The 13,213-nt window shown below is 55.6% G+C and carries 11 protein-coding genes; all 11 read left to right on the forward strand.

Annotated features, from left to right (window positions below):
• Positions 1-24 precede the first annotated feature (24 nt).
• Positions 25-1,470, forward strand: coding sequence for an amidase (locus tag BEI65_RS11380; RefSeq protein ID WP_232519080.1), 1,446 nt, complete (start codon positions 25-27; stop codon positions 1,468-1,470).
• Between the two features lie 232 nt (positions 1,471-1,702).
• Positions 1,703-2,779, forward strand: a complete 1,077-nt coding sequence (locus BEI65_RS11385) for a mandelate racemase/muconate lactonizing enzyme family protein (protein ID WP_099063430.1) — start codon at positions 1,703-1,705, stop codon at positions 2,777-2,779.
• A gap of 10 nt (positions 2,780-2,789) precedes the next feature.
• Entirely contained in the window at positions 2,790-3,563 is a 774-nt protein-coding gene (locus tag BEI65_RS11390) for an SDR family NAD(P)-dependent oxidoreductase (RefSeq protein ID WP_085119932.1), read from the forward strand.
• A 1-nt stretch (position 3,564) separates the two neighbouring features.
• On the forward strand, positions 3,565-4,578 hold the full coding sequence (locus tag BEI65_RS11395) for a zinc-binding alcohol dehydrogenase family protein (protein WP_232519081.1): 1,014 nt from the start codon (positions 3,565-3,567) through the stop codon (positions 4,576-4,578).
• Positions 4,579-4,624: 46 nt separating this feature from the next.
• Positions 4,625-5,611 carry a C4-dicarboxylate TRAP transporter substrate-binding protein gene (locus tag BEI65_RS11400; protein WP_099063432.1) on the forward strand — a complete coding sequence of 329 codons (987 nt, stop codon included), beginning with the start codon at positions 4,625-4,627 and terminating at the stop codon, positions 5,609-5,611.
• A gap of 54 nt (positions 5,612-5,665) precedes the next feature.
• On the forward strand, positions 5,666-6,136 hold the full coding sequence (locus BEI65_RS11405; protein WP_085119929.1) for a TRAP transporter small permease: 471 nt from the start codon (positions 5,666-5,668) through the stop codon (positions 6,134-6,136).
• On the forward strand, positions 6,133-7,410 hold the full coding sequence (locus BEI65_RS11410; RefSeq protein WP_085119928.1) for a TRAP transporter large permease: 1,278 nt from the start codon (positions 6,133-6,135) through the stop codon (positions 7,408-7,410). Before BEI65_RS11405 ends, BEI65_RS11410 begins: the two co-directional genes overlap by 4 nt.
• Positions 7,411-7,464: 54 nt before the next feature.
• Entirely contained in the window at positions 7,465-8,145 is a 681-nt protein-coding gene (locus BEI65_RS11415; RefSeq protein WP_232519082.1) for a GntR family transcriptional regulator, read from the forward strand.
• A 91-nt stretch (positions 8,146-8,236) separates the two neighbouring features.
• Positions 8,237-10,279: an oligopeptidase A gene (gene prlC, locus BEI65_RS11420; RefSeq protein ID WP_099063434.1), complete on the forward strand. Its 2,043-nt coding sequence runs from the start codon at positions 8,237-8,239 to the stop codon at positions 10,277-10,279.
• An 8-nt stretch (positions 10,280-10,287) separates the two neighbouring features.
• Positions 10,288-11,046: a 16S rRNA (guanine(1516)-N(2))-methyltransferase RsmJ gene (gene rsmJ / locus BEI65_RS11425; RefSeq protein ID WP_099063435.1), complete on the forward strand. Its 759-nt coding sequence runs from the start codon at positions 10,288-10,290 to the stop codon at positions 11,044-11,046.
• A gap of 238 nt (positions 11,047-11,284) precedes the next feature.
• The gene (locus BEI65_RS11430) at positions 11,285-13,183 is read left to right on the forward strand and encodes a bifunctional UDP-sugar hydrolase/5'-nucleotidase (protein ID WP_099063436.1); all 1,899 of its coding nucleotides are present in this window, start codon (positions 11,285-11,287) and stop codon (positions 13,181-13,183) included.
• The last annotated feature ends 30 nt before the right edge of the window (positions 13,184-13,213 follow it).

Genomic DNA, 13,213 nt, shown 5'->3' on the forward strand with positions numbered 1-13,213 from the left:
GAAACTGCAACGGATAAGGACGAGATGATGAAACTGAGCGAGTACGTTAGCTACGATGCGTTGGGGCTGGCCGAACTGGTGCAGCGCGGCGAAGTCAGTGCGCAGGAGCTGCAACAGACGGCGCAGGCCGCGGTTGAGGCGGTGAACCCGGCGATTAATGCGGTGGTGGAACATTGGACGCCACCACCACCGAAGGGTGAAGGTCCACTGTCTGGCGTGCCTTTCCTGATCAAGGATATCGCCATCAGCATGGCCGGTAAGCGTCAGGAACTGGGCAGCCGGCTGGCGCAGGGCCATATCGCGGCGACGGACAGTTATCTTATGAGCAATATTCGTCGCGCCGGGCTGGTCACCTTCGGCCGTACCACCACGCCGGAGATGGCCTTCAGCACCACCACCGAAGCGGTGCTTTACGGCGCAACGCGTAACCCCTGGAATCCGGATTTTAGCGCCGGGGGATCCAGCGGCGGTGCCGGTGCGGCAGTGGCTGCTGGAATTGTGCCTATCGCTCACGCCACTGATGCCGCCGGTTCGATCCGCGTGCCTGCCTCGTCGAATGGACTGTTCGGCCTCAAACCGACGCGCGGGCGGGTATCGCATGGACCGGCGATGGATGAAGTGTTCAACGGCTTTGGCGTGCAACTGGGGCTTAGCCGTTCGGTGCGCGACAGCGCGGCCTTGCTGGATGCCCTGCAGCACCCACATCCCGGCGAACCTTATTACACCACACCACCGGCACAGACCTGGCTGTCACAGGTCACGTCAGAACCCGGCCGTCTGCGTATCGGCATGATGACTCAGGCGTGGAACGGCGGGAAAACCGATCCGCACATCGCCCAGGCCACGGCCGATACTGCCGTGCTGCTGAGTGAGTTGGGCCATCAGGTTAGCGAAGCTGGCATGGCGATCGGCGCCAGTTGGCAAGAGCTGGTGTTCGCCAATGCGCAAATTTGGTGTGCCAACCTGGTCGGCTGGGTGGATGGCCTGAGTCAGGCAACCGGGCGGCCGATCTCAACCGAAACGCTGGAGCCGGAAACGCTGGCCTGTTACCGCTACGGGCTGGCTGCCAGGGCGGTGGATATGGTCGCGGCACTTGATGTGCGTAATCGGGTGACCCGCGCGGTGGCTGCCTATTTCCAGCAGTATGACCTGCTACTGACCCCGACCCTGCCCGATTTCCCCTGGCGCATTGGCCGTTACGGCACAGGGACGGCGGATATGAGCGGCCTGGAATGGACAGCGCATTTATTCGATCACTCGCCGTTTACGCCGGTATTTAACGTGGCGGGCGTGCCGGCGATGTCGGTGCCATTGGCGCAGGATCCGCAGCATAACCTGCCGATAGGTATGCAATTTGTTGCCGGTTTTGGCCGTGAAGATCTGCTATTGCAACTGGCGGGTCAACTGGAGCGGGCTGCGCCCTGGCAGCAGCGACGTCCTGCTATTTGGGCGGGGAGTGCATCGCGCTAGTTAGGTTACCTGTCTTCTCTCAATGGCTATGGGCCGGCTCGAGGTACGGCCTTATCTTCCCCTGCCTGCCAAGAGTATTTGTTAACGGGATCTCTTTTAGAGTTGTTTGTTTTTGCATCAACCAATATATCGGTGTATCGTTGCTTTGCATCAGGGATCACAGACAATGAAGTCACTTAGTCGTTTGTTTTAATAGGTTTTTAATTCATGAACCGACTTTGGAGTATGCAAAATGGACAAAATAAAACAGGTCAATCTCTATCGGGCCGTCTCGCCTTTATCCCGCCCTATCGCGGATTCCACGCATTACATCAATGAAATTTCCTTTGTGGTAGCCGAAGTCGTGCTGGCCAGTGGTATCACTGGCGAAGGGTATTTGCTTTCGTTCCACTATTCGCCGGAGGCGATTGCCGGTGCAATGAAAGACCTCCAGCAGTTTGCCGTGGGTTATCACTGCTGGCAGACCGGAAAATTCCTGCAAGAGGTGGCGGCAGAGCACGAATACTTCGGCCAAAACGGCTTACAGAAGTGGGCGGCAGCAACGCTCAATGTCGCAATGTGGGACGCCTGGGGCAAGACCCTGCAACAGCCGATCTGGAAGATGTTGGGTAACACCGTCGATCGCGTGCCGGTGTATGGCAGTGGCGGTTGGTTGTCCTATAGCGAGGCCGAACTGCTGGAGGAGGTGCTGGAATACCAGGCGCGTGGCTTGCAGGCGGTGAAGATCAAAGTGGGTTCGCCGGAGGTCGAGCAGGACATCATGCGTTTGCGCAAAGTGCGGGAAGCGGTGGGCTCCGGGATGAAAATCATGATGGATGCCAATCAGGGGATGACCTTGCCGGACGCGCTGAAGTTATCGACGCAGGCGGCAGACATTGGCATTCACTGGTTCGAAGAACCTTTAGTGCATACCGATTTCGACGGCTATCAGCAGTTGCGCCAGAAAACCGGCATCGCGCTGGCCATGGGCGAACGGGAATATGACATGGAACCGCTCAAGGCCTTGATTGCCCGTAATGCGCTGGACCTGTGGCAACCGGACCTGATCCGCATCGGTGGCGTTGAACCCTGGCGTGAGTCGGCGATGCTGGCACATGCCCATCACCTGCCGGTATTGCCGCATTACTACAAGGATTATGACGTGCCGCTGTTGTGCACTATCCCCAATCCTTACGGTGCGGAATCTTTCGACTGGATCGACAGCATTATCGATAACCCGATGGCCATTGATGGCGGCTACGCCTTTCCGCGTACGGGTGCAGGCTGGGGCTTTAACTTTAACCCGGCATCTCTGACAGAAATCAAATAGGGACAGGGCGATGAAACAGGACGTTTTAACTCAGTATTTTTCATTACAGGGCCGGACCGGCATTGTTACCGGTGCATCATCCGGTATTGGTCGCGGCATTGCTCATCTGCTGGCGGATGCCGGGGCACGGGTGTTCAACTTCAGTCTGGAAGCCACGCAGACCACCGGTATTGACTATGAATTGAACCCCAGAGTGGTTGATATACAAGTGGATATTACCGATCGCGAACAATTGCAGGCCGCCGTCGATAGGGTTGCGGCAGAAGGGGCGATCGACTTCCTGATTAACAATGCAGGCATTACCAAGCGTGTGCGCGCCGAACAGGTTGATGAAGCCTGGTGGCGAAAAATACACCAGATTAACGTTGATGCGGTGTTCTTTTTGTCGCAGCTTTGCTTCCCGCATTTGACCCGCTCGGCGCATATCGGCCGTATCGTCAACATTTCCTCAATGGCGGCGCATCTGGGCTTTAGCGAGGTAGTGCCTTATTGCTCGACCAAGGCTGCGGTCACCGGCATGACGCGTGGATTGGCTGTGGAATGGGCGCAGGAAAACATCCGCGTCAATTCGGTGGCACCGGGCTGGATCCAGACCAATATGACGCAGGGGGTTGCCGATCCGCAGAGGCTGGAACGTATTATCAATCGGATGCCGCTACACCGTTACGGCCACCCGCGTGAAGAACTGGGTGCCATGGTGTGGTTTTTGGTCAGCGAGGCGTCGCGTTACATCACCGGGCAGGATTTTGCCGTGGATGGGGGGGCGCTGAGCTATGGCTTCTGACATGAAGGTATTAGTGTGCGTCAAACCGGGTCAGCTGAGCCAACAGCGCCTGCCAATACCGCAACCGGCTGCCGCAGAAGTGTTGCTGAAAATGTGCGCCCTGGGCGTGTGCGGTTCGGATATTCACGCTTTCCATGGCCGTCAGCCGATGATGCAGTACCCGGCGGTGCTGGGGCATGAAATCAGCGCTGAAGTGGTGGCCTGCGGGCAAGATGCCACGCGCTATCACCCTGGCCAACAGGTGGTGGTGATCCCCTATCGCCATTGTGGGCGGTGCGTGGCCTGTCGGCGCGGACGCACCACGTGCTGTACTTCTTTGTCAGTGATGGGGATCCATCGCACCGGAGCGATGCAGGAATATGTCACGGTGGCTGAGGATGCTCTGGTGGCGGTCACGGGAATCTCTCATCTTCAGGCGGCGTTAATTGAGCCTTATGCCATTGCTGCCCATGCGGTACGGCGCAGTGGGGTGACTCAGGGAGTGAGTTTGTTGGTGGTGGGGGCGGGGGCTATCGGGTTAGGCGTTGCGGATATCGGGCGTAGCCTAGGGGCCGAAGTGATAGTGGCTGAAGCCGATCAACAGCGTCAGGCCTTTGCTGCAGAACACTATGGTTTTGCTCACGTATTAAATCCATTGGATAGCGATTTTGAGCGACAATTGCTGGTGCTAACTCAGGGGGATGGTCCCCAGATCGTCATTGATGCGACGGGTAACCCTGCTTCAATGAACCGCCAGGTCGAGCGGATCGCGGCGGGCGGAACGCTGGTATTTGTCGGCCTGCATACCGGCGAGGTGCGCTTTAATGACCTGGCTTTCCATAAGCGGGAACTGGATCTGCTCGGTAGCCGTGCAGCGGATCGCGAAGATTTCATCAAGGTCATCACTTTATTGCAGCAGGGAAAAATCAGCCCGGAAAAACTCTGTACCCGTGAAATACCCTTCACTGAATTAGACCAATTTCAATTTGAACAACTCAATCAGCCAGGCAATGTGAAGTCGGTCATTCTATTTTAAGCGTCAGCAGTCGGTTACCTGAATAATTGAACTGGAGATAATTATTATGAAAGGACAACTTAAGCGGTGGGTCATAGTGACCTGCGCATTATTTTCTTTGTTTGTTTTCAGCACGGAATCAATTTCAGCTAAATATACTATACGGGTTTCTTATGAAAATAACCCGGGTGAACCTTTTGATTTGGGGGTAAAGAAATGGGCCGAACTTTTTAAACAAAAAACTAACGGTCAGGGGGAATTGGTCTTGTTCCCCAGTTCCTCATTGGGATCAAAAAAAGACGTGATGGAGCAAATCAAGCTGGGTAGCGCGATGATCACTCTGGCAGATGGGGCGTTCTTTGCCGACTATCTGCCTGATTTCGGCATTATGATGGGGCCCTATCTGGGGCGCGATTACAACGATATTTTCACCCTGACCAAAACGCCCTGGTTTGCTGATTTGTCACGTCAATTGGACGACAAAGGGTTTCATATCCTTGCGGCTAACTGGCTGTACGGTATCCGCCAGATGGTGGTGAACAAACCCATCCATACCCCGGCGGACCTGAAAGGCGTGAAAATCCGCGTCGCCAACAGCCGTATCTTTATTGAAGCTATCAAGGCGATGGGCGCGACGCCAACCCCAATGCCATTGGGTGAAGTGTATACCGCGCTGACTACCGGTGTGATCGACGGCGCGGAAAACCCGATCCCGGTGCTGTACGGCCAAAAACTTTTTGAGCCGGCCAGGTACCTGATCATGACCGGGCATATTGATAATGTCACCCAACTGATTATTGGTCAGAAATATTACAGCCAACTTCCTGATGATATTAAAAAAGCGTTAACGCTATCTTGTGAGGAAGCGGGTGATTATATGACTCAGTTAATTATTCAGGCTGACCAGCAAGACCGGGAAAAAATGAAAGCGGCAGGCGTGACGGTGATTGAGGTTGACCGGGAATTATTCCGGCAGGCGTCAAAGTCGGCCTATCAGCAATTCCCGGAATGGACTCCGGGGTTATATGAAAAACTGCAAGGTTACTTAGAGTAATTATCTGCCATTCCTCGATAACTTCCGCTGCATTGCACCGGGGGAGTGAAAATCATGATACGTAAATTACTGGTTAATCTTGACGATATTCTCGCCTGCCTGGTGTTGACTGCGATTGTGGCGGTGACGGTACTGGCGGTAGTGATGCGTTACCTGGTGCATGCGCCATTACCCTGGGTGGAAGAGCTGCAATTAGCGCTCTATCTGTGGGCCATCATGCTGGGGGCGGTCAGCGCCATGAAGCGGCGCAAGCACGTCGGCATTGATGTTTTTGTCAATCTGTTGCCCGCAGGTGCCCGCCGATTGATGCTTTATTGGAACGATGCGTTGAGCATGATTGTCTTGCTGTCGTTTGCCTGGCTCGGTTTGCTGCTGGCCGAAGGGGCGGGGGAAAAGATCACCCCGATCCTCGGTATTCGTTACCGCTGGATCGATATGGCGATCCCGGTAGGGTCATTGCTGATGGTGTTGCAATTGGTCGTCAACCTCTGTTATCGCGACAAACGTATGGAGGAATCATCATGACGGTAGCGATCTCCTGCATCATTTTACTTCTGGGTTTTATCAGCAAATTACCGATATTCATCAGTGTGATCCTCGCGGTACTGAGCTGGTTTTTCCTCGCGGGCGATCCCTCGCCGATCATTGCGGCACAAAGGATCGTCGGGGCCAGTGAGAACACCACGCTGTTGGCGATCCCGTTCTTTATTTTGCTGGGCAATCTGTTGAATTACACCGGCATTACCCGAAGAATGTTGACGCTGGCGGAGTTATTGACGCGCAAGTTTTACGGCGGACTGGCGCAGGCCAATGTGCTACTCAGTACCCTGATGGGTGGGCTATCTGCCTCCAGTCTGGCGGACTGTGCCATGCTGTGCAAAATGCTGGTGCCGGAAATGACGCGCAAAGGCTACAGCAAGAGTTTTGCAACGGTGGTGACGGCGGCGGGCTCGTTGATCACGCCGATCATCCCGCCGGGCATTGCCTTGATTATCTATGGTTATGTGGCGGATGTGTCGATCGGCAAAATGTTTCTGGCGGGCATCGTGCCGGGAATATTGTGCTGTGCGGCGCTGATGCTGACGATCCGTCATCTTTCACGGCGGCGCAATTATCAGGCCGGCAATACCGCCACACCGAGTTGGCGCGAGTTTGGGCAAGCGCTGTGGCAGGCGATGCCGGCGCTTATTTTGGTGTTGGTGATTATCGGCGGGATCCGCATCGGCGCTTTTACGCCGACCGAAGCGGGGGCGATTGCGGTGGTATTTGCCATTGGCATTGGCTTGTTTTTCACCCGTGAGATGAAGGTGGCTGACATCGGTGAGGCCCTGTTGGATACGGTATCTTCCACAGCGGGTATTATGCTCATTATCATGGCTTGCTCTGCATTCGCCTGGATACTGAGTTGGGAAAGAACCGCCCAGACGGTCGCGGAGATGATTACGTCACTGTCTGATAACCCGTTGTTGTTCCTGTTGGCGCTCAACCTGTTTTTACTGGTGCTGGGGATGTTTATTGAAGGCAATGCGGCGATTATCGTGTTGGTCCCGTTGCTGATGCCAACGGTGAAGGCTCTGGGGATCGATCCTATCCAATTCGGCATTCTGATCATTCTTAACCTGGCGATTGGCAGTCTGACACCGCCGATGGGCACCATTATGTTTATTGCCAATTCGATTACCGGTACCCCGGTTTCTGCCTTTATCAAAGAGGTCTGGCCGATGTTATTGGCATTGCTGGCGGTATTGCTGCTGGTGACGCTGGTACCGGCGGTTTCGACCTTTTTACCGGGGCTATAGCTTTGTAATCAGTGGGAGAATACTATTTCAGAAATACCACGCATGAGATGGGTTATGAGTCGGCTGCTGTTGGATCGGGAAAAACCCGTCAAGATGCAAATTTACCATTGGCTGAAAGAACGCATTATTTATGGTGAGTTTGCGCCTGGAATGATTCTGGAAAAAAACGAGCTCGCGCATGAGTTGAATGTATCGCCCACGCCATTGCGAGAAGCCTTGATTTTGTTGAAGCACGATAACTTCATCGATATGGTGCCGAACCTGCATACGCGGGTAAAACTGATAGACGTCAAACGGGTAGAGGAGAACGCCTTTATCCGTGCGGCGCTGGAAGGCGCCGTCGTCGAGCAATTGGCATTAAGCGGTATCAGTAAAGCGGTGGAAAAAACCTGCCAAAAACTGATTGATAGCCAGCTTGGTGCTTTTGGCAAGCAAGACTATGCCAGTGTGTTCCACATTGATCTGGAGTTTCACCACCGCTTGGTCGACCAATTGGCACTGGATTCACTGTGGGATAATCTGTATGCCAATCGCGCCCATCTGGATCGCGCTCGTCAGTGTTCACCAGTCAATGTGGCGGGTATTCGCCGCTCCATAGAACAACATCAGCAACTGTTGCAGCTGATCGTCAGTGGACAGGCACAGCCCGCACGGGAACTGATCAAGGCCCATGTCTGGTCAGTGTTTGATGATTTGCAACAGATCGCACCGGAATACCTGAGTCGCGATCATTGATTTTCCTGCTGCTTGGCTCCATGTTAGATATTCATACGCATTTTAAGGCCTGCCCGCTGCGGCGGGCCCCAACGCTAATCAGGACTGCCCTATGACAAATCCGTTGCTGACCCCGTTTTCCCTGCCGCCGTTTTCCGTCATTCGCCCAGAAGATATCGTGCCTGCGGTGCAATCCGCCCTGGCCGATTGCCGCGCTGCGGTAGAGCGCGTTGTCGCGCAACCGGGGCCATTCACCTGGGATAACCTGTGTCAGCCGCTGGCTGAGTCTGACGATCGCCTGTCGCGCATCTGGTCGCCGGTGGGCCATCTGAACTCGGTGAAAAACAGCCCGGAACTGCGTACGGCCTATGAGCAGGCGCTGCCGTTGCTGTCCGAGTACGGCACCTGGGTAGGGCAACACGAAGGGTTGTATCAGGCGTACCGCAGCCTGAAAGAAGGTGCGGCGTTCGATAAGCTGACCGCACCACAGCGCAAGTCGGTAGAAAATGCGCTGCGTGATTTTGAGCTGTCAGGCATTGGCCTGTCACCGGAAAAACAGCGTCGCTACGGCGAGATTGTCGCGCGCCTGTCCGAGCTGGGTTCCACCTACAGTAACAACGTGCTCGACGCCACCATGGGTTGGAGCAAGCTGATCACCAGTGAAGCCGAGCTGAGCGGCCTGCCGGAAAGCGCGCTGGCTCAGGCCCAAGCGATGGCGCAGGCCAAAGAGCAGGACGGCTGGTTGCTGACGCTGGATATGCCAAGCTATCTGCCGGTACTGACCTACGGCGACAACCGCGCACTGCGTGAAGAGATGTATCGCGCCTTTGCTACCCGTGCCTCCGATCAGGGGCCAAATGCCGGCAAGTGGGACAACAGCGAAGTGATGGCGGAAACGCTGGCACTGCGCCATGAACTGGCCCAGCTGTTGGGCTTTGACAGCTACGCCGACAAATCGCTGGCGACCAAAATGGCGGAAAACCCGGAGCAGGTGCTCGGTTTCCTCAGCGATCTGGCCAAGCGTGCCCGTCCGCAGGCCGAGCAGGAGCTGGCACAGCTGCGCGCTTTTGCTAAACAGCATTACGGCGTGGATGAACTGGAAGCCTGGGACATCACCTACTACGGCGAAAAACAAAAACAGCATTTGTTCTCGATCAGCGACGAGCAACTGCGTCCGTACTTCCCGGAGCAGCGCGTGGTGGAAGGGCTGTTCGAAGTGGTCAAACGCATTTACGGCATCACCGCCAAAGAGCGCAAGGATGTGGATACCTGGCATCCTGAGGTGCGCTTCTTTGACCTGTTCGACGCCAGTGGTGAACTGCGCGGCAGCTTCTACCTCGACCTGTATGCGCGTGAAAACAAGCGCGGCGGGGCGTGGATGGACGACTGCGTTGGCAGTCTGCGCAAGGCCAACGGCGAACTGCAAAAACCGGTCGCCTACCTGACCTGTAACTTCAACCGTCCATTGGGCGACAAGCCGGCACTGTTCACCCATAACGAAGTGACCACGCTGTTCCACGAGTTCGGTCACGGTCTGCACCACATGCTGACCCAGATAGATACCGCCGGTGTCTCCGGCATCAGCGGTGTGCCATGGGATGCGGTCGAGCTGCCGAGCCAGTTTATGGAGAACTGGTGCTGGGAGCCGGAAGCGCTGGCGTTTATCTCCGGTCATTATCAGAGCGGCGAACCGTTGCCGAAAGAGATGCTCGACAAGTTACTGGCAGCCAAAAACTATCAGGCGGCGTTGTTCATTCTGCGTCAGTTGGAGTTCGGCCTGTTCGATTTCCGTATGCATGCCGAATACAGCCCGGAAAAAGGCGCGCAGATCCTGCCAACGCTGGCGGAAGTGAAAAAAATGGTGGCGGTCGTGCCTTCACCAAGCTGGGGTCGTTTCCCACACGCTTTCAGCCATATCTTTGCCGGGGGCTACGCGGCAGGTTATTACAGCTATCTGTGGGCTGAAGTGCTGTCGGCCGATGCCTATTCGCGCTTTGAGGAAGAGGGCATTTTCAACGCCGAAACCGGTAAATCCTTCCTCGACAACATTCTGTCGCGCGGTGGTTCGGAAGAACCGATGGAACTGTTCAAACGCTTCCGTGGCCGTGAGCCGCAGCTGGATGCTATGCTGCGCCATTACGGTATTAAAGGATAACCCCACCGGTGAGCGTGTGTTTATTGTGTGAAGAAGGCGCCGATCCCGGCGCCTTGTCTATTCTGGCGGAACGCTGGCAGTTAACTTCGGACGACGATGCGCTGATGGCGCTGGTGTTGACGCCCGAAAGGCTGGAGCTGCGCAAGCGTGACGAACCCAAACTCGGGGCGATCTACGTCGATTTCGTCTCCGGCACTATGGCCCATCGGCGCAAGTTTGGCGGAGGGCGCGGTGAAGCGGTGGCGAAGGCGGTCGGCATCAAGGGCAGTTACCGGCCTGATGTGGTGGACGCCACTGCCGGTCTGGGGCGCGATGCCTTTGTACTGGCGTCTCTGGGCTGTCGGGTGCGGATGCTGGAGCGTAATCCGGTGGTGGCGGCATTGCTGGATGACGGCCTGCAGCGCGGCTATCAGGATGCGGAGATCGGCCCGTGGCTGCGTGAACGCATGACGCTGTTACACGCCTCCAGCCTGACGGCGTTGGGTGATATTGATCCACGCCCGGAGGTGGTGTATCTCGATCCCATGTATCCGCATAAGCAGAAAAGTGCGCTGGTGAAGAAAGAGATGCGGGTGTTCCAGTCGCTGGTGGGCAGCGACGATGACGCCGATGGTCTGTTGGAGCCGGCCCGCCGCCTGGCGACCAAGCGCGTGGTGGTGAAACGCCCGGATTACGCCCCGCCGTTGGCTAACGTACAGGCGCATGCGGCGTCGACGACGAAAAGTCATCGTTTCGATATATACATGCCCTATCCCCGTCATACTTGACGCTGTATCTGTGTTGGCTGCATTTGCGCACCCCAGTCACTTACTTGAGTAAGCTCCTGGGGATTTACAAACTTGCCGCCTTGATACAACGCCAATTATTTAGGGTATAGATGGCTAAATAGGGAGGCATTCATTGATCTACCTCCCAATTTTATTTTTTACCTTGCAAAGATACTGGCAAGCTTGTGTTCCAGATCGCATGATTCCTGTTCATTTCCACTCCTATAATTAGATGATAATGAAGAAGACACTCCTTGCCGTTTTGCTTTGCCTGGGTACCTCTGCGATGGCCTCTGAACCTGTCAATATCACCATTCTTGGCACCTCTGATCTGCACGGCACCTTTGTGCCCTGGGATTACTCCACCGATACCGCAAATCTGGCCGGCAGCCTGAGCCAAATTGCCACCCAGGTGCATCAGGTGCGCGCCCAACAGCCGAATGTGATCCTGGTGGATGCCGGTGACACCATTCAGGGCAACTTTGTCGAGACCTTTAAGAACGACAAAACCAGCCCGATGATCCTCGGCTTTAACGCGCTGGACTATGACGTCTGGGTGATGGGCAACCACGAATTCGACTTCGGCCTCAAACCGCTTTCCACTTCACTGAACCAGTTCAAGGGCACGGCACTGGCTGGTAATATTTTGTGGGACAGCGGCAAGCCCTACCTGCCAGCGTATAAAATCATCGAACGCCAGGGGGTAAAAATCGGCATTATCGGCATGGATACGCCAATGACTGCCGAATTCGCCAAAGGCACCGACCGGGTGAAAGGACTGAACTTTACCGACCCGGTCCAGGCAGTGAAGCAGGTGATCCAGCAGATCCAGGGGAAAGTGGACGCCATCGTGCTGGTGGCACACATGGGGATCGACAATGAGAACCAGCGACCGGGCACCGGCGTGGGTGATATTGCCCGGGCTAACCCGGAACTGGCGGCGATCGTCGCCGGGCATATGCATGTAAAAGTCGACAAAGAAGTGATTAACGGGGTGATCGTCACCGAACCGGACAAATATGGCCGCGCGCTGTCACGCATCGATTTGCAGTTTGAGCAGCACAACGGCAAGTACGTGCTGATCAACAAAGACAGCTATACCTATCCGATCAAAGGCATCACGTCTGATAAAAAGCTGGAAGAGATTTATCAGCCGTACCACAAGATTTTGCGGGCCAACGCCAATCGGCCGATTGCCCAGCTCAGCGGTCAGGATCTGGTGCCGCCGGATGCAGTGAAAGGCATTCCGCAGGTGCACGTGCAGGATACCGGCATCAGCAAGCTGTATCAGGAAGCCGGGCATTACTATGCACCAAAGGCGCAGGTGATCGCGCTGCAGATTGATAACGACCGGCCAAAATTGAACGTCGGTACCATTACCGCCAAGGACATCGCCTTCAACTACCAATATGCCGGCGGCGAGATCACCGTTTATCAGCTCAGCGGCAAAGAGTTGAAGAAGTACATGGAATGGTCGGCGGGCTACTTCAATCAGTTGCATGACGGCGACGTGACCTACAGTTTCAACCCGCAGCGCCGCGCATCAAAATACTCGACCAATGATTTCTTCGATGGCGTGACCTACAAAATTGACCTGCGCCAGCCGGCCGGGCAGCGCATCCGTGACCTGCGGATGGCCGACGGCACGCCGGTGACAGACAGCACGCCAATCCGTCTGGGGATGAACAGCTACCGCATGGGGCACCTGACGCAAAAAGGCGGCGCGCTGGAAGGCATGCAGTTCCCGGTGCTGTCTGACAGCAAGGTGGAATACGGCGAAGAGGCGGGCACCATCCGTAATCTGACCATTCGTTATCTGACCGAGGTGAAGAAAGGCCAGTATCAGGGGCAGGCGGTACAGCGCTGGCAGTTGGTCGGGCTGGAAGGTTATGACCGCGAGCGCAAGATCGTCGAAAAACTGCTGAACGACGGCAAAATTAGCGTACCTACCAGCGAAGATGGGCGTTACGGCAACGTGGCGTCATTCAACGTGAAAGGGTTGCTGCTCAGCGAGCCACTGGCACGTCAACAGCAACAGGCTGCGCTGCAGGCGCAGTTAACTGCCGCCAGTGATCCGGTGGCGAAAAAGCGTTTGAGTGACCAGTTGGTGATTATCGAGGCGATTAACAAAGCCTGAGAATGATTACGGGCTCGGCATGTGTGTAGG

The sequence above is a fragment of the Serratia sp. BW106 genome, assembly GCF_002607755.1.
GTDB lineage: Bacteria > Pseudomonadota > Gammaproteobacteria > Enterobacterales > Enterobacteriaceae > Serratia > Serratia proteamaculans.